This window comes from Campylobacter sp. CN_NE2 (assembly GCF_027797465.1).
GTDB lineage: Bacteria > Campylobacterota > Campylobacteria > Campylobacterales > Campylobacteraceae > Campylobacter_B.
Map to the genome: position 1 here is coordinate 253,521 of NZ_CP115608.1, position 19,847 is coordinate 273,367.

Below are 19,847 nucleotides of genomic sequence, written 5' to 3' on the forward strand. Positions count from 1 at the left end.
AAGGAAAATCATGAAAAGAACATATCAACCGCATGTAACTCCTAAAAAGAGAACACACGGATTTCGCGTTAGAATGAAGACTAAAAACGGTCGCAAAGTTATCAACGCAAGACGCGCAAAAGGCAGAAAAAGATTGGCTGCTTAGGTGAATTCGCTCCTATAAGCGATAGCAAGATTTTTGCCGAGATCTACAAAAACGCCAAAAAATGGCACTGCGAGACCGCAGTTGTTTATTTTTTGGCTAGCGAGAATAAAAATTTAGCCGTAGTCGTAAGCAAAAAAGTAGGTAAAGCGGTAGTAAGAAACAGAGCCAAAAGGCTTTTAAAAGCCGCTTTTTTTAATATAAAAGACGATTTAGCAAGCGGAACTTACATTTTGATAGCCAAAAAACAGATTACACAAGATGTAAGTTTTGATAAAATAGAGAAAAATTTGAGATGGTCATTTAAAAAAATCGGTTGTGTTAAATGAAATTTATCTTTATTAAATTTGTAAGATTTTATCAGCTTTTTATTTCGCCTATTTTACCGGCATCTTGCAGACATTATCCGAGTTGTTCGGAGTATTCGCTTTGGCAATTTAAACATAATAGTTTTTTTGGCGCATTTTTTGCGACAATTTTACGGATTTTAAAATGTAATCAGTTTTTCAAGGGCGGGATTGATTATCCGATTATAAAGGCGAATTTTTCGCCTATTAGCGTTTTTTCAAAAACTAGCGTAAAAAAACCGAATTTTTGGCTGATCCCAAACGGAAAAAACAGATATTTCGTTGTAAAATCAATTATATAAAAGGAAGTTTAGTGGATAATTCAGCTCAAAAAAGATTGGTTTTGGCTTTGGCACTTGCCTTTATATTTTTTATAGCCTATGATCATTTTTATCTTTCAAAAATCAGAGAAGCTCAGGCATTAGAAGCAAACAAAACAGCACTTCAAACTCAAAATGCCGCTCCAAAGGTGGAAAATTCAAATTCTCAAAGCTCGGCAACTCCTGCGCCTACAACAAGTGTGGTAGTTAAAGAACCTATCGTAAAAATCGCCACACAAAAAGCAGATTTAAGTATTGACGAGCTTGGACGGATAAATTCTTTTGTTTTAAAAGAAGAAAAATACAAAAATGATAACGGCGAAGCGATAAATTTGATTAAAGCAGATATGTCGCCATTGCCGCTTGAAATTCGCTTTGAAGATGCAAATTTAAACAATCTTGCGTTTGCTACACCTTATACGGCAACTTCGTCAAATTTAGACGCCACAAATGGCTCTGCAAATTTGGTTTTAACTCAAAATTTAGGCGATATTGTAGTTACAAAAAATTTGACATTTTATCCTAATGGAAACTACGATATAAAAGTAAATTTAAGCAAAAATGCAGTTTTTTATATAAGCCCTGGAAGCAGACCTAGCGAAGTGATTGATGGATACACTATTCATGGTGCTTTGGTGCGAAATGCAGATGAGAGTTTGGCTATTTTCGAAGACGGCGATGTAAAATCAAACGAGGTCATAAATAACGCAAATATCGCAGCAGTTTCTGATAGATACTATACAAAATTTTTCTACACAAACGGAAATGATTTAAGCCTCGTGCTTACTTCAAAAGACGATATTACGCAGGTTTTTGCCAAAAGTAACGGCGAATTTAACGCCGGTGGCTATATCGGACCAAAAGAGTACAAAACGCTAAATAGCATTGATAGCAAACTTACAAATGTCATCGAGTATGGTTGGTTTACTTTCATCGCTAGGCCTATGTTTAAATTTTTAAGTGCAATTCACGATTATATCGGCAACTGGGGCTGGGCGATCGTGATTTTAACGCTTATTATTCGTTTGATTTTATTCCCTTTAAGCTACAAAGGTATGATGTCGATGAATAAGCTAAAAGATTTAGCACCGAAAATGAAAGAGCTTCAAGAAAAATACAAAAATGAACCACAAAAACTTCAAGCTCAAATGATGCAACTTTACAAAAAACACGGAGCAAACCCAATGGGCGGTTGTTTGCCGATTTTACTGCAAATTCCTGTGTTTTTTGCTATTTATCGAGTTTTGTTAAATGCTATCGAGCTAAAAGGCGCACCGTGGGTTTTATGGATTCAAGATTTATCGATTAAAGATCCGTTTTTTATCCTACCGATAACTATGGGTATTTTAATGTTTTTACAACAAAAAATCACGCCTACGACATTTACCGACCCTATGCAAGAAAAGGTTATGAAATTCTTGCCTTTGATTTTTACATTTTTGTTTGCGACATTTCCGGCAGGTCTTACGCTGTATTGGACTATCAACAATATGGCTTCAATCGTGCAACAATACGCGATAAATAAACTTTTTGACAAACAAAAAAAATTGGCAGCGGAGAAACATAATGAAGATAGAAGCTAAAAATTTAGAACTAGCATATAAACAAGCCGCCGAAAAACTAAATTGTTCTATAACCGAACTTGATATAAAAGTTATCCAACACCCAAGCGGCGGACTTTTTGGATTATTTAGTAAAAATGCGATTATAGAAGTTAAAGTCGAAGGCGAAAAGGAAAAATTTGAGAAAAAACAAAAAAATCCTAGAAAAAAGCCAAATTCGCATGAAAACGCAGAAGCAAAACAGCATAAAAAAGTTAAAAAAAGCGAAAACAAAGAAGCAAATTCGAGCCAAAATTCAGCTCAAAATTTAGAAAATTCATCAAATTTGGAAAATTCGCAATCGCAAAATTTAAAAACTCAAAATAGCGAAGAAGCAATTGCTCCAAAACCTGCGAAAAAATCACGCAAAAAAGAAGAAAGAAAGCTAAAATCGCAAGTTAGCGATGAAGTTTTAGAAGAGATTAAGATTAAACTTGGCGAACTTTTAAGCGCGAGTGATTTTGCCGTAAGTGTCGTCGAAGTGAAAAAATACGATGATGAAAATGTTTATATCAAGCTTGACGGCGAAGATGCTGCTCTTCTTATCGGCAAAGAAGGTTACCGCTACAAGGCACTTTCGTATATGATTTATAACTGGATTAGTATAAAATATAACCTTTCGATAATCCTAGAAATTTCTGAATTTTTGCAAAACCAAGAGCGAATTTTAAATGAGTATTTAAGCGGTGTTATCGAAAAGGTAAAAACGGCAGGAAAGGCTTATACTAAGCCTTATGACGGTGCTTTGGTAAAATTTGCGGTAGATAGATTAAGGGCTGAATTTCCGGAAAAATATGTCGGCGTAAAAAGTGCCAAAAACGGAAAAATCATAGTCATAAACGACAACAGTAATGAATGATGATATTGTCGCCGTCGCCACAGCGCACGGCACAGGCGGTATATCCATAGTGAGATTAAGCGGTGCAAATTCGCTTAATCTTGCCCTAAAACTTATAAATAAAAATTCTCTAAAACCCCGTTATGCGACACTTTGCGAGATAAAAAATGCTAATGGCGAATTTATCGATGAAGCCATTGTGATTTATTTTAAAGCCCCGTTTAGTTTCACAGGCGAAGAAGTCGTCGAATTTCACACGCACGGCGGTTTGGTGATTTCAAATTTAATCATCGACGAGCTTGTAAATTTAGGCGCTAGAATTGCAAGCCCGGGTGAGTTTAGCAAAAGAGCCTATCTAAATGGTAAAATGGATTTAACAAAAGCAGAAGCTATTCAAGCTCTCATAAATTCACGCAGCGAAAGCGCAACAAAAATCCTAGCTAAAAACCTGCACGGCGAACTTAAAAACTATGTCGAAACCTTGCGCTCGGAGCTTGTTAAGACGCTGGCTTTTGTGGAGACTTGCATTGATTATGCCGAAGAGGATTTGCCAAGCGATATTTTAGAAAAAACTAGCGCAATGCTAGATGAAAACTCGCACAAACTAAGCAAAATAGCCGAAGTTAGCGAACAAAGAAAAGGGCTAATCGAAGGCTTTAAAGTAGCGATTATTGGCAAACCAAATGTCGGCAAAAGTAGCATTTTAAATTCACTCTTAAACTACGAAAGGGCGATTGTCAGCGACGAAGCAGGCACGACAAGGGATCGCATAGAAGAAAGCCTTAAAATCGGCACTCATATAATCCGCATTATAGATACAGCTGGAATTCGAAATGGGGCTTCAAATTTAGAAAATATCGGCATTTCGCACTCCATAAAGGCTGTAAAAGAAGCCGATATTATATTAGCAGTTTTTGACGGAAGTAGCGAATTTGACGGCGAAGATGATAAAATTTTAGAAATTTTAAAAGATGAAGATAAAAAGGTTTTTTATATTATTAACAAAAGCGATTTAGAACAAAAATTTAGTAAAAATTTGCCAAATTCTATAAAAATTTCAGCTAAATTTGGCACGGATGAGCTTATAAATTCGCTAAATGAGTATCTAAATTCACAAAATTTTGACGGACTTATGCTTAGCTCAAATCGCCAAATAATCGCTTGTAAAAATGCCGTAAATGCGATACAAAGGGCAAAGGAAAAGTTAAATGAAAGCGAACTTGAAATTTTTGCCTTTGAATTAAATGTCGCCATAAAAGAAATTTCTTCTATCTCTCGCCCGTTTGATAGAGATGAAATTTTAGATGAAATGTTTTCAAATTTTTGCTTAGGAAAATGAATTTTAATCCATTGTAATTGTGATTTTATTCCATTGTCATTGCGAACGAGCGTAGCGAGTGTGGCAATCGCCAAAACAAGCGAAGCGATGACACGCCAAAGTGCGTGGCAGGTTTCTTGCGAAGCGAAGCGTAGCAGAGCAAAAGCTAAAATAACCACTATGCGAATTTGCAAATTTAAAAATTCAATCAAATTTGGCATTGTTATCATTTTTTAAATTTAATTACGCAGGAAGTTGCCTTGCAGGGGGAAAGGGGGCTTGAATTGCGAAGTCGCTCCCCTTTCCCCTGCAACCCCCTTACCCCCGACGACGCTTTGCAAGGTTGCAAATTTAAAAAAGTTTTCGCTTTTTTAAATTTGCGATTTTAATAAAAACAATCACAAAATCAAATTTAAAGCTATTTTTGGGTATTATATTCTTTTATTTTTATAAATTCCAAAAAAGGCTAAAAATGGATAAGAAAACTATCGAAGCACACAAAATCAGCGAAGACGAATATGCGAAAATTTTAGAAATTCTAGGGCGTGAGCCAAATTTGCTAGAACTTGGCATTTTTTCGGCTATGTGGAGCGAACACTGCTCATATAAATCAAGCAAAAAATACCTAAACGGCTTTCCGACCAAGGCTCCATGGGTCATACAAGGTCCCGGTGAAAATGCCGGTGTCATCGACATTGGCGGTGGCATGGCAGCTGTTTTTAAAATGGAAAGTCACAATCACCCTAGCTACATTGAGCCGTTTCAAGGCGCAGCCACAGGCGTGGGTGGAATTTTGCGCGATATTTTCACAATGGGTGCAAGGGTCGAAGCAAATCTAAATTCTCTGCGTTTTGGCGATGTCGTGGGAAATTCCAAAACAAATCGTTATCAAAGATATTTGGTCAAAGGCGCAGTTAGCGGTATTGCACACTATGGCAACTGCATGGGAATCCCTACGATAGGTGGCGAAACGACATTTGATAGCAGTTTTAATGGAAATATTTTGGTAAATGCCTTTGCTTTGGGAATTGTAAAAAGTGATGAAATTTTCTACGGCAAGGCAGAAGGCGTGGGAAACTCAGTCATCTATGTAGGCTCAAAAACAGGCAGGGACGGGCTTGGCGGAGCTGTTATGGCAAGTGATAGCTTTAACGATGAAAACAAATCTCTTCGCCCAACCGTGCAAGTTGGCGATCCGTTTGCCGAAAAGCTTTTAATGGAAGCTTGTTTGGAGCTTTTTAAAACTGATTATGTTGTCGGAATTCAAGATATGGGTGCGGCTGGTCTTACTTCAAGTAGCTTTGAAATGGCAGGACGAAGCGGAAGCGGTATGAAAATGCACTTAGATAAAGTGCCAATGCGTGAAAGCGGTATGACGCCATACGAGCTAATGCTAAGCGAAAGCCAAGAGCGTATGCTAATTTGCGCGAAAAAAGGTTGCGAAGATAAGATAAAAGAGATTTTTGCGAAGTGGGATTTAGACGCAGAAGTCATCGGCGAAGTAACCAATACCGGTAAAATGGAGCTTTACTGGCATGGCGAGCTAGCTGGCGAGATTCCAATCGAGCCTTTAAGCGAAGCAGCTCCGATTTTAGACCGCCCTACAAAACGCCCAGCGTATTTGGACGAAATAGCAAATTTTAGCCTTTGTGGTTGCGAGTGCAATATAGATAATAACGAAGCTTTCGATAAAATGTTTAGCGAACCTGAAATACTAAATAAAAATCTAATCTACGATCAATACGACGCAAATATCGGCACAAATACTATAAAGCAACCGGGAACTTTGGGTGCTTTTGTAATGCGTGTGAAAGAAAACGGCGTGAATTTGGCAATGGGTATGGATTGTAACACCCGCATGAATTTTGTAAATTCTCGCGTCGGTGGCGCATTAGCCGTTGCCGTTAGCGGTCGCAAGGTAGCTCTTAGCGGGGCTACGCCGTTAGCAATTACAGATTGTCTAAATTATGGAAATCCACAAAACCCGGAAGTTATGTGGCAGTTTGCGCAAGGTTGCGAAGGCATAAAAGAGGCGTGTAAAGAGCTAAATACGCCTGTTGTGAGCGGAAATGTGAGCCTTTATAACGAAACCGAGGGCGTTAGTATCCAGCCGACCCCTGCGATCGTAACTGTCGGCGTAAATAAAAATGCAAATTTGCCTAGCCATTTTGTCGCCGAAAATATCGCTGTTTATTTGGTTGGCGACACTGGTGGCGTGTTTGCAGGATCTTTGTATATGAAAACGATTTTAAATAAAATCGGTGGTGTTTTGCCTAATTTAGACTATAAAAAAGAGCTAAATTTATGGAATTTGGCGATAAAAGGCAACGAGCAAGGCATTTTTGAATTTGCAAATTCAGTCGGTGTCGGCGGTGTTGCTATAACACTAGCTAAAATGGCGTGTGTAGGCAAAGTTGGTGGTGAGTTTAAAATGCCGTGCGATGATAAGCGAGATATTTTTGATGAGAGCTTTTCTCGCGCGATTTTTGGCGTTAGCGATGAAGCGAAATTTGAAAATTTAGCTAAAAGTTTGGGCTTAAATTTCCTAAAACTTGGCGTAACTGGCGGAGAAAAATTTAGCATAAACGAAGTTAGCCGAAATTTAGGCGATTTGCGAGAGATTTATTACAATAAATTTAGCGAGATTATTAGAAGCGAAGATTAAAAATGTCGTTTTGGACTATCGTTTTTTTAATTATTTTATATATCATAGCGTCCAAAGACGGGGTATTTGGCGGCAAAAGTAGGGCAAATTCGCTCTCATTTGAAGAAGCCAAATACCTAACTGCACTTTTAGCCAAAGTCGCCAAAAGCGACGGGCGAGTAAATGAGATAGAAGCCGAGCTAATCAGTCAAAGCTTAGATGATTTGACATATAAATTAGGCGGAAATAGCGCAGTCCGAAATGAGTTAAAGCAAATTTACAATATCGAAAAAGAGAATTTAAACAATGTTTTTAGCGTAGCGTTTGAATATAAGCAAAGGTTTAAATTCGACCAAAATAGGGCGTTTGGATTAATCTATTATTTTTTAAATTTAGCCTATATCGATGGCGAATTTAGCCAATCAGAAAAAAACACAATAAGCCAAATTTGCGACGGATTTGAAATCAGCGAGAGCCTAAAACAGCAAATTTTTGCCAAATTTCAAAGCGATTTTGAACAGGCTCGTGCTTGGAAAAATAGATATTCTCGCCAAAGTCAAAGCGGTTATGGGCGAAACTACGGCAGCCGTGGCGGTTATGGCGGAAACTACAATCAAAACGGCTACCAAAGAAATTCTAGCTCGTATAAAAAAGAGCCAGAATTCGACCCTTACGGAGTGCTTGGCGTTTCAAAAAATGCGTCGTTTGATGAGATAAAGAAAAAATATCGTGAGCTAGTGAAAAAATATCACCCTGATATTTTAATGGGCAAGGGCGCAGATGATGAAATCGTGCAAGAAGGCACAAAAAAATTACAAGAAATCAACAAAGCGTATGAAATTTTAAAAGAAAAATTTGGAGAGAAATAAGGAGTAAAAATGAGAGCGTTAATCAGCGTTAGCGACAAAGACGGCGTAGTGGAATTTGCAAAAGATTTGGCAAATTTGGGTTGGGAAATTTTAAGCACGGGTGGCACTTATAAGCTACTTTGCGAAAACGGCGTAAATGCTGTGGAAGTGAGTGCCTACACAGGAAGCCCTGAGATGTTTGAAGGCAGAGTAAAAACCCTGCACCCTAAAATTCACGGCGGAATTTTGCACAAAAGGAGTGATAAAAATCACGCCGAACAAGCCAAAACGCACGGCATTGGCGGGATTGATTTGGTTTGTGTAAATTTATATCCTTTTAAACAAACCACGATTCGCACAGATGATTTTGATGAGATTATCGAAAATATCGACATTGGCGGACCTGCCATGGTGCGAAGTGCCGCTAAAAATTTCAAAGATGTTTTGATTGTAACGGACATTTTAGATTATGATTTAGTTATCGAAAAAATCAAAGCAAAAGCCGATGATTTGGAATTTCGCCGAAGCCTTATGATAAAAGCCTACGAGCATACTGCTGCGTATGATAGCATGATAGCAAACTATATGAACGAGCGATTTAACGGCGGTTTTGGTGCTAAAAAATTTATCACAGGCTCAAAAGTCATGGCGACAAGATACGGCGAAAATCCGCACCAAAAGGGCGCTTTGTATGAATTCGAAAACTTTTTTAGCCTAAATTTCAAAGCCCTAAAAGGCGAAGCAAGTTTTAATAACATGACCGATATTCACGGCGCAGTTATGTTAGCAAGTAGCTTTGGCGAAGCCCCAGCAGTAAGTATCTGCAAACACGCAAATCCGTGCGGGTTTGCCATAAAATCAAATTTGCTAGAAAGCTACACCGAAGCGCTTAAATGCGACCCTGTTTCAGCCTATGGTGGCGTGGTGGCGATAAACGGCACACTTGATAAGGCTTTGGCAGAGAAAATCAATGAAATTTTTGTGGAAGTCATCATCGCAGCCAATGTCGATGACGCCGCGCTTGAAGTATTTGCAAACAAAAAACGCATTAAAATTTTCACGCAAGAGAATAAATTTTTAATGCGTGAAAATGATAAATATGACTTTAAATTCATAGACGGCGGATTTGTCTATCAAGAACGCGACTATGTGGGTGCTGATGAGGTTAAAAATGCTAAATGCGTTACCAAGCGTTCGGCAAATTCTGGCGAATTTACCGATTTGCAAATCGCTTGGCAGGTCGCAGCTCTGACTAAATCAAACTGCGTTGTGTATGTGAAAAACTCGGCAATGGTGGCGATCGGCATGGGTATGACAAGCCGTGTCGATGCTGCGCGCGCAGCTGTGGCAAAAGCAAGGGATTTGGGGCTTGATTTGCAGGGCTGTGCTTTGGCAAGTGAAGCGTTTTTTCCTTTCAAAGATAGTATAGAAATCGCTAATGAAGTGGGCGTAAAAGCCGTAATCCAACCGGGTGGCTCAATCCGTGATGATGAAGTCGTCGCTGCGGCGGACGAATTTGGCATGGCGATGTATTTTACGGGAATTCGCCACTTTTTGCATTAAAATATTATTTGCAATTAAACAAGCCTAGCTTTTTCACGGCGTGGGCTAGGACAGACGAGTCGGTCTAGTCCGTCGCCCACTCCGTGAAAAATCGTCGGCATAAGTGTTAAATTTTGCAATTCCAAATCTAACTTTCGTAGGGTGGGCATCCTTGCCCACCATAATGGTAAAATGAGATATTAAAATAGAATTAATTGGATAATTCTCTTTTTAATCTATCCATTTCGCCTTTAATGTCTGTAAATTTTTGTAGTTTATTTACTTTTTTGTATAATGGATGTGCTGGAATTCCACTTTTTAATGTTTTAATCACAAAAATATTTTTATCTTCTACTATATTTAAAATTTCAAACAAAGCTTTTAGCATGAAATTTGGCATATTCATATCACCATAAGCTAACAAAATATCCGAAATTTCTAGTTCTTTTATTTTGTCTTTTATATGTTTTAAATTTTGAGGAATAATTTTTTCATCAAATTTTATCTCGCTAGGATTTGTAGATATAAACGGATAAGCATTAACCATAATGTATCCGTCATATCCATTAAATTCGCAAAATTTAATTACACTATTCATAGTAGGGTCTGAAACTTCCTTATTAGCCGTGCTTGGATTAAAGCCGATTATCATTAAATTTTTATTACCATTTTTGCCTAATGAAAATCTGCAAGTATTGGTTTTTTCACAGAAAGTTGGTTGATAATTTTCTGGGTATTTCATGCATTTACCTTTCACAAATGAATTTATTTAAGCATAGTTAAATTTTAATATTTATATACTTACAGTTAGTTTAACCATAGGTAGGCGAAATTGAAAGACTGCACCATTACAGACGAACAAATGGAGCAAATTTACAAAACTATCGGCGAAAATGTCAAACGCATACGCACACAAAAGGGCGTTTCGCAGTTAAGCCTAGCTATGGCGATAGGACACAAGGCAGTCGGCACGATTTCTATGGCTGAACTTGGCATAAACAAAAAACACTTCAACATAGAACATCTAATTAAAATCGCAAATGTCCTAGAAGTCAGCGTTTGCGAGTTTTTTAAATCAATTAAAATTTAAATTCTTTTGTCATTACATCAAATTTGCTGCACAAATTCAAAATAATTCAATGAATAATAAAAAAACCTCCATTGTCATTGCGAGAATTTACGAAGTAAATTCGAAGCAATCGCTAGTGGCAAAATTACCATAATGTAAATTTACAGATTAAAGAATTTGATAAATAACAAAATTATTTAAATTTGCAAAAGATTAAATTTGTAGTTTAAGCTCTGGCGATTGCCACGAAACCGCTACGCAGTTTCTCGCAATGACAGATTAAACAAAATTTATAAATTTGTTTTCGCAATGACAAATGGGCAAAAATTTAATAAATTTACAAATTTTAGCTACAATTCGCACAAATTTAAAAATCAAAAGGCGAAAAAATGTTTAAATTTTTAAAAATTTTACTATTTTTTGCGTTATTTCTAAATGCAAATGATACAAATTTAAAGGCAGGAAATATGGCAAATTTAAATCAAAATTTAAAAGAAATTTACCTAGCAGGTGGCTGTTTTTGGGGTATGGAAGGCTATTTTAAGCAAGTAAAAGGCGTAGTGGAAAGCGAAGTAGGCTATGCAAATGGCAAGAGCGAAAAAACGGATTATTATTCGCTCAAAAATACAGATCACGCAGAAACTCTAAAAATCAAATTTGATGAAAATGTGGTTGCGTTTGCCGAGATTTTAGAGCATTTTTTTAGAGTGATTGACCCAACGAGCGTCGATAAACAGGGCAATGATGTCGGCAGGCAGTATCGCACAGGGATTTACTACACAGATGAGAGTGATAAGGAATTTTTGCAAAATTTCATTGCTATAAAGCAAAAAAAATATAAGGAAAAAATCGCCGTCGAGATCTTGCCGTTAAAAAATTATGCCAAAGCAGAAGAGTATCATCAAGATTATTTGGGGAAAAATCCAAATGGATATTGTCATATCGACCTAAATTTAGCGACCAAACCACTTTATGATGAGAGTAAATTTACGCTTCCTAGCCATGAAGAGTTGAAAGCGACTTTAAATCCTTTGCAGTTTGCCGTGACGCAAGAAAAAGCGACCGAACGCCCATATACGAGCGAATTTGATAAATTGAGTGCAAAAGGCATTTATATCGATGTCGTCACGAAAAAACCGCTTTTTAGCTCGACGGATAAATTCGACGCAGGGTGCGGGTGGCCGAGCTTTTCAAAGCCCATAACTACGGATGCTTTGAATTATGCAAACGACACTAGCCACGGCATGGTGCGAACAGAAGTAACTTCTAGGCTCGGAGATAGCCATTTAGGGCATGTTTTTAATGACGGCATAAAAGAAAAAGGCGGTCTTAGATACTGCATAAACGGCGCTTCGCTCGAATTTGTTCCGCTTGAAAAAATGCAAGAGCTTGGATACGGCGAGTATATCCCGTATGTAAAATAAATTTTTTGATATTTAAAATCATAAAGTCAATGAAATTTAATAAAATGGCAAACAAAGAATTTATCGCCCGAGAGTAGGGCGATAAATTTATCCAAGGAGAATTTGTAGGATTTATTAATCCATTTTGTTTCTTAAATATGACGGCTCTTCAAGCTCATCGTAAGCGTTATCAAAATCGCTACCGCTTACTTTTCTTCGTAGTTGAGAAAATCTTTCTTGTCTAATGCTGTTTAAATCCTTACTGGGCTCGTCTTTTTCGACGCTTTCGTTACCAAAACCTGTTGCGATTAAAGTAACTTCAACGCGGTTGTTATCCATATTTACATCGCTTGTAGTTCCAAAAATAATTGCCGCATCTTCATGCGCTGCATCTCTAATGATTTGCATAGCTTCATCGATTTCAAATAGTGAGCAATCAGGGTGAAGTTTGAAATGAACTAAAACACCTCTTGAACCGTTGATTGACATATCTTCAAGAAGCGGTGATTGGATAGCATTTTGCACAGCTTCTTTGGCTGCATTTTCGCCTTCTGCTTTGCCTACGCCCATAAGAGCTAGGCCTCTGTGTGTCATTACCATTTTAACATCGGCAAAATCGACATTTATATCGCTATCTCCGCTTTCAATGATAACAGAAGTCATACCTGAAACGGCCTGTGTTAGAACACTATCGACCATTTTGAAAGCTTCTTTAAATCCTGCTTTTTTATCTACTAGGCTTAATAATTTTTGATTTGGAATTACAATAATAGAATCGCACTCTTTTTTAAGTTCGGCGATACCTTCTTGTGCTAGGCGCATTCTTTTGTTGCCTTCGAAACTAAACGGAGTAGTAACAACGCCGATTGTTAGAGCTTTTTGCTCTTTTGCGGCTCTTGCTATGACAGGAGCTGCCCCTGTGCCTGTGCCGCCACCAAGTCCTGCACTAACAAAGACAACATCGGCACCGCTTAAAGCATCTTTTATGTCTTCATAACTTTCTTCTGCTGCTGCTTTGCCGACTTCCGGGTCCATACCGGCACCAAGTCCGTTATTTCCAAGTTGAATTTTGAGTTTTACACTAGATCCGTTCAGTGCTTGTTTATCGGTATTTGCGACAATCAAATCAACTTTGTCGCTATTTTCCATAGTGCGGACTATGTGATTTATCATATTTCCGCCGCCACCGCCTGCACCGATAATCTTAATCTCGGCACTAAAAACAGGTTTTTTCTTTTCTGCTATACTATAACCTTGCATAAAATCTCTCCTTGGTTAAAATAGTTGTTTTATGTAATTCCAAAATTTTTTCAAAACATTTGGTTCAGGAAGTTTTGGTAAAGTCATATCATTTTTGTCCATACCAACTCCGACTTCAACTCGTTTGCCGTTTTCATTGTCGATTGCCGTTGCAATCTCTTTTGCGTAAATATCGTTTGAATTTGACGGCTTGATAACTTCATCTTTATAACGAAGTTCGCCGTTTGAATCGATTTCATAAGGTGTAAATTCGCCAAATCCATACAAACAAAGACCGATAGCACAAGAATTTGCTCCGTCTTTTGCTATTTCATAAAGTCCGCTAACATTTCTTGGTCTTGCAACTCTGATAGAAATGCTATCAAAGATTGCCATTGCAAGTTCTCTAACATCATCTAGCTTTGTCATACCGCCTGTTAGGACGATTCCCGCACCGATTTTATCTTTATATCCGCTTTCATCAAGTTTTTTAGCCAAAAACATCAAAGTCTCTTCAATGCGCGAGAAAATAACATTTGTTATAATTTCTAAACTAACACTGTGAGTGCTTTCATCTTCGCCAAGAACGGGAAGTTCTATCTCTCTTTTGCCTTCATCGATTAAATCGGCATAAGATAGTTTTATCTCTTCGGCGTATGGAAGCGGTGTGTGAATCGCTTTTGATAAGTCGTTAGTTATGTTAGTAGAGCCGATAAGTAAAACATCATTATATCGAAGCGAATTTCCTAAATGCACAACCATATCGCAAGTTGCGCCACCCATATCGATTAGTGCAACACCAAGCTCTTTTTCATCTTTACTAAGGGTTGAAATAGCCGAAGCATAGCCTGAAAGAACGATATTATCGATTTTTATTCCTGCCATTTCGACAGATTTGGTTAAATTTTTAACAGAACTTTCAGGAACAATAACGATATGAGTGGAAACTTCAAGTCTGTTTCCGCTCATACCCAAAGGATCTTCTATGTGGTCTTGCTCATCAACTTTAAAATCATAAGGTAAAATGTGAAGTTTGACATAATCATTTGGAACATTTGCGTTGTGTTCTGCCATTTGCATAGCTCGTTTGATTTCTGTTATGCCGATTTCATGATCAGGAACGCTTATAATGCCTTGTGATGGAACACTTTTTGTATAGGCACCGGAAATCGAAACTATAACCTTATCGTATCTGCGTCCTGCGCTCTTTACGGCGTCATTAACTGCATGTTTTATAGAGTTTGCAGCTTGTTCGATATTTGTGATAATGCCTTTTTTTACGCCGTATGTCTTAGCCTTGCCCATACCACAAACTGCTAAATTTTCATCTTTTTTTGCAATAATGGCACGAATTTCGACAGAGCCTATGTCAAGCCCTAAAATATACTCACTCACTATCTCTACCTTTATAAAATCTTTCTATTTTGTATCTTTTTTGAAGAGATTTTAATAAATCATTTTGCAATGCAGAATTCATCATATACGAAGCTTCGCCTTTGAGTGCATCTTTGTATTGTGAAATTTGCTCCGTATCGGGAAATTTTTGTTCTGTTATTTTATAGGCTATTGCTTTATCGCCAAAAATAGTATAGCCTTCTTTTTTGTTGTTAGAAAAAACATCGTTTAAAAGCATAGCAAATTCAAAATCTGCTAACTCACTAACGCTGTTTGCGCTATCTCTTGCGATAAAACCTATATCTTTGCCCTTAAAATTCTTTAACGCTTCTTCGGCTTTTTGTTTTAATAATTCTTCTTTCTTTTCTACGATAAAATCATCTTCTGCCATAGTTTTGGCTTGTTCAAATTCCATAACTTTTGGTTCGTTGATTTTTGTTATTTTAGCTATTAAATTTCCACCGTTATACTCAAAAGGTTTGATAAATTCGCCTATTTTAGCATTTTCTAACTCACTAACAGGAAAATTTTCATCACTAACAACCATTTTGTTATCAGTGGCTATGCTACCTTTTTTTACATTTAGATATGTTTTTACGGCTTCGTCTTTATTAAATTCAACTAAATAATCAGCTAAAACGCTATCTTTTGCTTCTTCAAAACTTTTTAGCGTATCATCTTCGTTTCTATAAGTAGTTTTGTGTGCTTCAAAAAACTCATTTAGCGTTTTATCATCGATTTGTGTTGTTTGCGGTGCGACAAAAAGCGTATCAAGTTCATAAGTTTGTTTTGTCATATAGTTGCTTTTGTGTTCTTCCCAAAATTTCATAAGTTCGTCGTTATTAACAGTTATGTTTTCATCACTTTGTTTGACGACTTCAATACTTAATCTATCTTGAATAAGGCTTGAAGAAAGAAATGCTTCTAGCGCAGTATCAGTAGGCTCGTAAGAAATTCCTTCCATTAGCTTTTGCAAAACTATCGTTTTTTCTAAATTCTTTTCAAATTCAGCCGTTGTTATGCCTAAATTTTTAATCGCTTGTGAGTAAAGCTGTTTGTTAAATTTATTATCGACTTGAAATTCTGGTGCTGTAACTATATATTTTGCGATGTCTTCTTTGGTAGCTTTTATGCCTAAATCTTTTGCAAAATTTAAAAGCAAAGCTTCTTGGATTAGATTTGAAGCAGCTATTTCATCAAGGTGCATTTCGTTTGCTTTTTCTTGTGTAAATCCTTCGCTTGTCGAACTAAAATATGAATAAAGCTCTCTATATTTGGTATTTAATTCTTGATTGCTGATTTTTATGTCGCCGACTTTTGCGATTGCGCCAGCTCTGTTTTTGTTATAATCATAAGCTCCCCAGCCGACAAATCCGGCTCCCACAAATGCGATTGTGCTTATCCAGATTGTAGGTATGAGCGACTTTTTATGCTTTTGCATCCAATTTATCATTGAAATCCTTTACTAACTTCTAACTAACAAAAATTGCCATAATTATACTAACATAAAACTTATGTAATGCTGAAAAATTCGGTATTTTGTAATGAATTTACTAACAAATTGTTAGTAAATTTAACTAACAAAAAACTAATTTTGACTTAAATTTAGTAATTTGCAACTATTTTCCAAAAGTGCGATTTTTTTGGCTAACGCACTAGCAGTTCTTGCATACGCATACACGCCATATCCACGGATAATCATAATATCGCTGTTTTCATCAAGCATATATTTATAAACTTCGTGCGGGGCTCGTTCATACCAATCTTCAAAATTTTTAGGGTCATAAATTTCGATTTTTTTGAATTTCATAAAACTAAAATAATCTTTTGGAATTATAAAATCATGCTCGAAAGTATATGAAACCAAATACGGCGGCATCGCATAACAAACAAATTTTGCCTCTTTTATATTTTTGTAGATATTTAAATGAATATCGGCATCCAAACTAGCTTCGTTCCAGCGATAATCCTTTTTTGTGTAAAGCAAAACCAAATCGTCTTTTTTTACGCTATCAAAAATGGTGTCTTCTTTGTTTATCATAAACTGATTTTCTTCGACTTTTGCCGAAATCGAGCCGTGAAAAATGCCAAAAAAGCTCTTTCTAAACATCGAAAGCGAAATATCTTGCAAAGTTTTATAGTAATAATCTAAATTCATTAATCTGCCTTTTAAATTAAATTTTGCTATTATACTAAAAAAAGAAAAATTAGGGGTTAAATTTGCAAATTCCACATATTCCGGTTTTGTATAACGAAGTTTTGGAAGTTTTTAAAAGCGTAGAAAATGGCGTTATAATCGACTGCACTTTGGGTTATGGTGGTCATAGTAGCGGAATTTTAAAATCAAATCCAAATGTGAATTTGATCGCTTGTGATAGGGACGACGAAGCTATCTCTTTTTCAAAAAATCGTTTGAGCGAATTTGGAGATAGAGTTCAAATTTTCAAAAGTAATTTTTCGCAAATTTTAAATTTAATCGATACAAATTCGGTGCGTGGCATTTTAGCTGACATCGGCGTTTCATCGCTTCAAATCGATAAAAACGAACGCGGTTTTGGTTTGCAAAGCGACGAGCTAGATATGCGTATGGATAAAACTAGTGAAAAAGATGCCAAATTCGTGGTAAATTCATACTCAAAAGATGAACTAACAAGAATTTTTAACGAATACGGCGAGTTAGCAAATTCGCATAAGATTGCCGATAAAATCGTGGCTTATCGCACTAACAAAACAATAACAAGCGCAAAAGAGTTAGTTAGTATCATAGGGGATAAAAGCGTAAAAGGGCGAAGTGTGAGCGAAGCGACTTTGGTTTTTCAAGCCATTCGCATAGAAGTCAATGACGAACTAGCAGAGCTAACAAATTTACTAAATTCAATCGAAAATTCAAAGATAAATAAAGCAAAAGTCGCTATAATCTCATTTCACTCACTAGAAGATAGGATTGTGAAAAATCGCTTCAAAAAATGGGAAAAAAACTGTGTTTGCCCTGATTTTTTTATCAAATGCGAATGTGGCGGTAACCACGCGCTTGGGCGAATTTTGAGTAAAAAAGCGATCACAGCTAGCAAAGATGAGTTAATGGCAAATTCTCGCGCAAGTAGCGCTAAGATGAGAGTTTTTGAGATAGATAGAAAGGCATAAATGGAGCAAAAACCGCTTTTTGGTTTTAACGAAAAAGACGAAATCGTCCTAAATTTCGACAACGAAATCAAAAAAACCAAAGAAATACCATTTTACACGCTGTTAAAAGTGTGGATAGTGATGATGATCTTTTTCTTTTTGACCGTGCCTGTTGTGTATATCAGAAACGAAATTTACTACATAAGTCGCGATATAGCCGAGCTTCGAAGCAAACACGAAGTTTTGCTCGAAGAAAATAGAGCGCTTAAAAATAGTATAGAACTTTTGCGTTTTAAAAACGAAATTTTGGACTCATTTAGCGTAGAAAACGGGAAGTAAGTTTTTTTTGAAATCTTACTTTGTTTTTCATATAAAAATTTGGTTTATTAAATTTTGTTATTAAAAAATTGAATACCTTTTCGGCAAATCATCTATATTTATATTTTTTTGTAAAAAATATTTTTTAACTTCATAATAAATTTCATTATTATACAAATGGAGCATAAAATACCTATGCGATAACAAAGCACCATAGGCATAACTAGTAAAAATTCCGTCTGAAATTCTAATAAATGAAAATACTCTAAATCCTTTTAAGCTCTTATTTAATAATAAATGAAAAAATAATTTAATTAATAAATTTGTAAGATAAAAAAATATCGAAAAAGGTATAATGATTTTTGGCATTGCTATAATAAGGAGCAACAAAACACAAAAATGCACTGCGTTATACACAAACGACGAATCATATCCAATTGAAGAGTATGAAAAATATGGCTTAGAGAGCTCTTCTAATGAAATTTCAATTTGCCTTTTAACTACTCCATTATCTACAAATTGAATAAATCTGTTTGCAAACACTATCTCAAATGAATTTAACTTAACCACCCATAAATAAACAAAGGCAAAATAAAATACAACTACCATTGACAAAGGTTCAAATTTAAATGGTCTGCCATAAAAAAACATATCCCTAAAAATAACACAGCACACCCCGCCGACACAAAGGCAAATTAAATATGAACTTAAAACAAAAAATCTTTCATAATTTTTTATTATCAACGGATTTTCATCGTAATCCCTAAAATTCGGATTATTTTTCTTTTGAAATTCTAAATCTTGTTGATATTTGGCTTCTTTTTCTTCTATTTTTGGGGCTAATTTTTGCATTTTTGCTTCTAGTTTTAAAGAAGATTGCCTAGCTTTTTTGGCAAATTCTTCTTGTTCTTTTTTGCGTTTTGCAAATTCTTTCAATTTTTTCAAATTTTATCCTTTATACTTTACAAGGCACTGCGAAGTAGTAGTGTGGCAATCTCGCAATGACAAATAACGCAAATTCGCACCATTTCAAAAATTCGCAATGACAAATTCTAGCAAATTTAAATTCAGGTCGTATCGTCAAGCGATACGAATTTTAAAAATTTTATTGATTATTAAACGAATTTAGGAAATTTTGGCGCAAATTCCTACTTTTGCACCAATTTATCCAAAACATATTTTTCCAAATCTCGCTTTGGAATTTCGTTTTTGACGGCTTCGTCGTAAATTTGCTCGACTATTTGGGAGTATTTTTCATAAGGAAAATACAAAAAGTGGTTTTCCCACGCTTTTTTGATAAGTTCGTGCGTTAGCTCTTTTCTCGCCCACGCTTTAAAGCAATCAAACCCGATAAACACAGCAGAAGTGGCGATGATAACGGCTAAAAGTGATAAATGCACATCGATTTTGGCAAAAAATGCGTGAGTTAGCAAAATGGTCGGCACCAAAATAATAAAAGCAAAAATGCCAAATAAAATATAAGATTTTCCGTAGTTAAATTTGAAATTTAGCTTTGCAGGATCTACTAGCATACCATCGTTAAATTCAGCATTTGCTTCAAGCAAATCGCGAAATAGCACAGGCTTTTTTGATACATGAAACATTTTTTGCAAAACTAGTTTTTTTAGGTTTTTACACATAAAATTTCCTTGAATTTTTTGCGTATTATACAAAATTTTGTTTAAATTTATGGCTAAAAA

At 36.1% G+C, this 19,847-nt stretch carries 21 protein-coding genes; 14 read left to right on the forward strand and 7 right to left on the reverse strand.

What is annotated here, in order from left to right:
• Positions 1–10: 10 nt before the first annotated feature.
• The 10 genes from rpmH to purH all read left to right on the forward strand — a co-directional run bounded on the left by rpmH (position 11) and on the right by purH (position 9,621).
• Positions 11–145 carry a 50S ribosomal protein L34 gene (gene rpmH / locus PF028_RS01305; protein WP_270860866.1) on the forward strand — a complete coding sequence of 45 codons (135 nt, stop codon included), beginning with the start codon at positions 11–13 and terminating at the stop codon, positions 143–145.
• Positions 133–471, forward strand: a complete 339-nt coding sequence (gene rnpA / locus PF028_RS01310; protein WP_373566996.1) for a ribonuclease P protein component — start codon at positions 133–135, stop codon at positions 469–471. The genes rpmH and rnpA overlap by 13 nt, the downstream gene beginning before the upstream one ends.
• Positions 468–791, forward strand: a complete 324-nt coding sequence (gene yidD / locus PF028_RS01315) for a membrane protein insertion efficiency factor YidD (protein ID WP_270860867.1) — start codon at positions 468–470, stop codon at positions 789–791. The genes rnpA and yidD overlap by 4 nt, the downstream gene beginning before the upstream one ends.
• An 11-nt stretch (positions 792–802) precedes the next feature.
• On the forward strand, positions 803–2,392 hold the full coding sequence (gene yidC, locus PF028_RS01320) for a membrane protein insertase YidC (RefSeq protein ID WP_270860868.1): 1,590 nt from the start codon (positions 803–805) through the stop codon (positions 2,390–2,392).
• Positions 2,376–3,269, forward strand: a complete 894-nt coding sequence (locus PF028_RS01325; protein ID WP_270860869.1) for a Jag N-terminal domain-containing protein — start codon at positions 2,376–2,378, stop codon at positions 3,267–3,269. Before yidC ends, PF028_RS01325 begins: the two co-directional genes overlap by 17 nt.
• Positions 3,262–4,587, forward strand: coding sequence for a tRNA uridine-5-carboxymethylaminomethyl(34) synthesis GTPase MnmE (gene mnmE / locus PF028_RS01330; RefSeq protein WP_270860870.1), 1,326 nt, complete (start codon positions 3,262–3,264; stop codon positions 4,585–4,587). The genes PF028_RS01325 and mnmE overlap by 8 nt, the downstream gene beginning before the upstream one ends.
• A gap of 33 nt (positions 4,588–4,620) precedes the next feature.
• Complete coding sequence (locus tag PF028_RS01335; RefSeq protein ID WP_270860871.1) at positions 4,621–4,803, forward strand: hypothetical protein; 183 nt, start codon at positions 4,621–4,623, stop codon at positions 4,801–4,803.
• A gap of 235 nt (positions 4,804–5,038) precedes the next feature.
• Positions 5,039–7,231: a phosphoribosylformylglycinamidine synthase subunit PurL gene (gene purL, locus PF028_RS01340; protein WP_270860872.1), complete on the forward strand. Its 2,193-nt coding sequence runs from the start codon at positions 5,039–5,041 to the stop codon at positions 7,229–7,231.
• 2 nt (positions 7,232–7,233) lie between these two features.
• Positions 7,234–8,079 (forward strand): DnaJ domain-containing protein, encoded by an 846-nt coding sequence (locus PF028_RS01345; protein ID WP_270860873.1) that lies wholly within the window; start codon positions 7,234–7,236, stop codon positions 8,077–8,079.
• Positions 8,080–8,088: 9 nt separating this feature from the next.
• Entirely contained in the window at positions 8,089–9,621 is a 1,533-nt protein-coding gene (purH, locus tag PF028_RS01350) for a bifunctional phosphoribosylaminoimidazolecarboxamide formyltransferase/IMP cyclohydrolase (protein ID WP_270860874.1), read from the forward strand.
• Positions 9,622–9,811: 190 nt separating this feature from the next.
• Here the strand turns inward: purH and PF028_RS01355 are convergent, their stop codons facing one another.
• Positions 9,812–10,342, reverse strand: coding sequence for a DUF1643 domain-containing protein (locus PF028_RS01355; RefSeq protein ID WP_270860875.1), 531 nt, complete (start codon positions 10,340–10,342; stop codon positions 9,812–9,814).
• A 90-nt stretch (positions 10,343–10,432) separates the two neighbouring features.
• Between PF028_RS01355 and PF028_RS01360 the strand changes: the two genes are divergently transcribed.
• Both PF028_RS01360 and msrB read left to right on the forward strand, forming a co-directional pair.
• Positions 10,433–10,690 (forward strand): helix-turn-helix domain-containing protein, encoded by a 258-nt coding sequence (locus tag PF028_RS01360; protein ID WP_270860876.1) that lies wholly within the window; start codon positions 10,433–10,435, stop codon positions 10,688–10,690.
• Between the two features lie 368 nt (positions 10,691–11,058).
• Positions 11,059–12,093, forward strand: a complete 1,035-nt coding sequence (msrB, locus tag PF028_RS01365) for a peptide-methionine (R)-S-oxide reductase MsrB (protein ID WP_270860877.1) — start codon at positions 11,059–11,061, stop codon at positions 12,091–12,093.
• Positions 12,094–12,207: 114 nt separating this feature from the next.
• Here the strand turns inward: msrB and ftsZ are convergent, their stop codons facing one another.
• The 4 genes from ftsZ to PF028_RS01385 form a co-directional block, all read right to left on the reverse strand.
• Positions 12,208–13,332, reverse strand: coding sequence for a cell division protein FtsZ (ftsZ, locus tag PF028_RS01370; protein WP_270860878.1), 1,125 nt, complete (start codon positions 13,330–13,332; stop codon positions 12,208–12,210).
• 15 nt (positions 13,333–13,347) lie between these two features.
• The gene (ftsA, locus tag PF028_RS01375) at positions 13,348–14,706 is read right to left on the reverse strand and encodes a cell division protein FtsA (RefSeq protein WP_270860879.1); all 1,359 of its coding nucleotides are present in this window, start codon (positions 14,704–14,706) and stop codon (positions 13,348–13,350) included.
• Positions 14,699–16,159 carry a peptidylprolyl isomerase gene (locus PF028_RS01380; protein WP_270860880.1) on the reverse strand — a complete coding sequence of 487 codons (1,461 nt, stop codon included), beginning with the start codon at positions 16,157–16,159 and terminating at the stop codon, positions 14,699–14,701. The genes ftsA and PF028_RS01380 overlap by 8 nt, the downstream gene beginning before the upstream one ends.
• Before the next feature lie 135 nt (positions 16,160–16,294).
• Positions 16,295–16,864, reverse strand: coding sequence for a class II aldolase and adducin N-terminal domain-containing protein (locus PF028_RS01385; protein ID WP_270860881.1), 570 nt, complete (start codon positions 16,862–16,864; stop codon positions 16,295–16,297).
• Positions 16,865–16,926: 62 nt separating this feature from the next.
• Here PF028_RS01385 and rsmH point away from each other — a divergent pair, with 62 nt between their 5' ends.
• Positions 16,927–17,850 carry a 16S rRNA (cytosine(1402)-N(4))-methyltransferase RsmH gene (gene rsmH / locus PF028_RS01390; RefSeq protein ID WP_270860882.1) on the forward strand — a complete coding sequence of 308 codons (924 nt, stop codon included), beginning with the start codon at positions 16,927–16,929 and terminating at the stop codon, positions 17,848–17,850.
• On the forward strand, positions 17,851–18,168 hold the full coding sequence (locus PF028_RS01395) for a hypothetical protein (protein ID WP_270860883.1): 318 nt from the start codon (positions 17,851–17,853) through the stop codon (positions 18,166–18,168).
• A 60-nt stretch (positions 18,169–18,228) separates the two neighbouring features.
• Here the strand turns inward: PF028_RS01395 and PF028_RS01400 are convergent, their stop codons facing one another.
• Entirely contained in the window at positions 18,229–19,092 is an 864-nt protein-coding gene (locus tag PF028_RS01400) for a hypothetical protein (RefSeq protein WP_270860884.1), read from the reverse strand.
• Between the two features lie 203 nt (positions 19,093–19,295).
• Positions 19,296–19,787: a hypothetical protein gene (locus tag PF028_RS01405; protein WP_270860885.1), complete on the reverse strand. Its 492-nt coding sequence runs from the start codon at positions 19,785–19,787 to the stop codon at positions 19,296–19,298.
• Positions 19,788–19,847 lie beyond the last annotated feature (60 nt).

Bases quoted from the DNA above. Each gene is read 5' to 3' on its own strand.
- PF028_RS01380 (WP_270860880.1), bottom strand. From the start codon at position 16,159: ATGATAAATTGGATGCAAAAGCATAAAAAGTCGCTCATACCTACAATC.
- PF028_RS01385 (WP_270860881.1), bottom strand. From the start codon at position 16,864: ATGAATTTAGATTATTACTATAAAACTTTGCAAGATATTTCGCTTTCG.
- PF028_RS01395 (WP_270860883.1), top strand. From the start codon at position 17,851: ATGGAGCAAAAACCGCTTTTTGGTTTTAACGAAAAAGACGAAATCGTC.
- PF028_RS01325 (WP_270860869.1), top strand. From the start codon at position 2,376: ATGAAGATAGAAGCTAAAAATTTAGAACTAGCATATAAACAAGCCGCC.
- purL (WP_270860872.1), top strand. From the start codon at position 5,039: ATGGATAAGAAAACTATCGAAGCACACAAAATCAGCGAAGACGAATAT.
- PF028_RS01405 (WP_270860885.1), bottom strand. From the start codon at position 19,787: ATGTGTAAAAACCTAAAAAAACTAGTTTTGCAAAAAATGTTTCATGTA.
- ftsZ (WP_270860878.1), bottom strand. From the start codon at position 13,332: ATGCAAGGTTATAGTATAGCAGAAAAGAAAAAACCTGTTTTTAGTGCC.
- yidD (WP_270860867.1), top strand. From the start codon at position 468: ATGAAATTTATCTTTATTAAATTTGTAAGATTTTATCAGCTTTTTATT.
- rpmH (WP_270860866.1), top strand. From the start codon at position 11: ATGAAAAGAACATATCAACCGCATGTAACTCCTAAAAAGAGAACACAC.
- msrB (WP_270860877.1), top strand. From the start codon at position 11,059: ATGTTTAAATTTTTAAAAATTTTACTATTTTTTGCGTTATTTCTAAAT.
- purH (WP_270860874.1), top strand. From the start codon at position 8,089: ATGAGAGCGTTAATCAGCGTTAGCGACAAAGACGGCGTAGTGGAATTT.
- mnmE (WP_270860870.1), top strand. From the start codon at position 3,262: ATGAATGATGATATTGTCGCCGTCGCCACAGCGCACGGCACAGGCGGT.
- PF028_RS01345 (WP_270860873.1), top strand. From the start codon at position 7,234: ATGTCGTTTTGGACTATCGTTTTTTTAATTATTTTATATATCATAGCG.
- PF028_RS01355 (WP_270860875.1), bottom strand. From the start codon at position 10,342: ATGAAATACCCAGAAAATTATCAACCAACTTTCTGTGAAAAAACCAAT.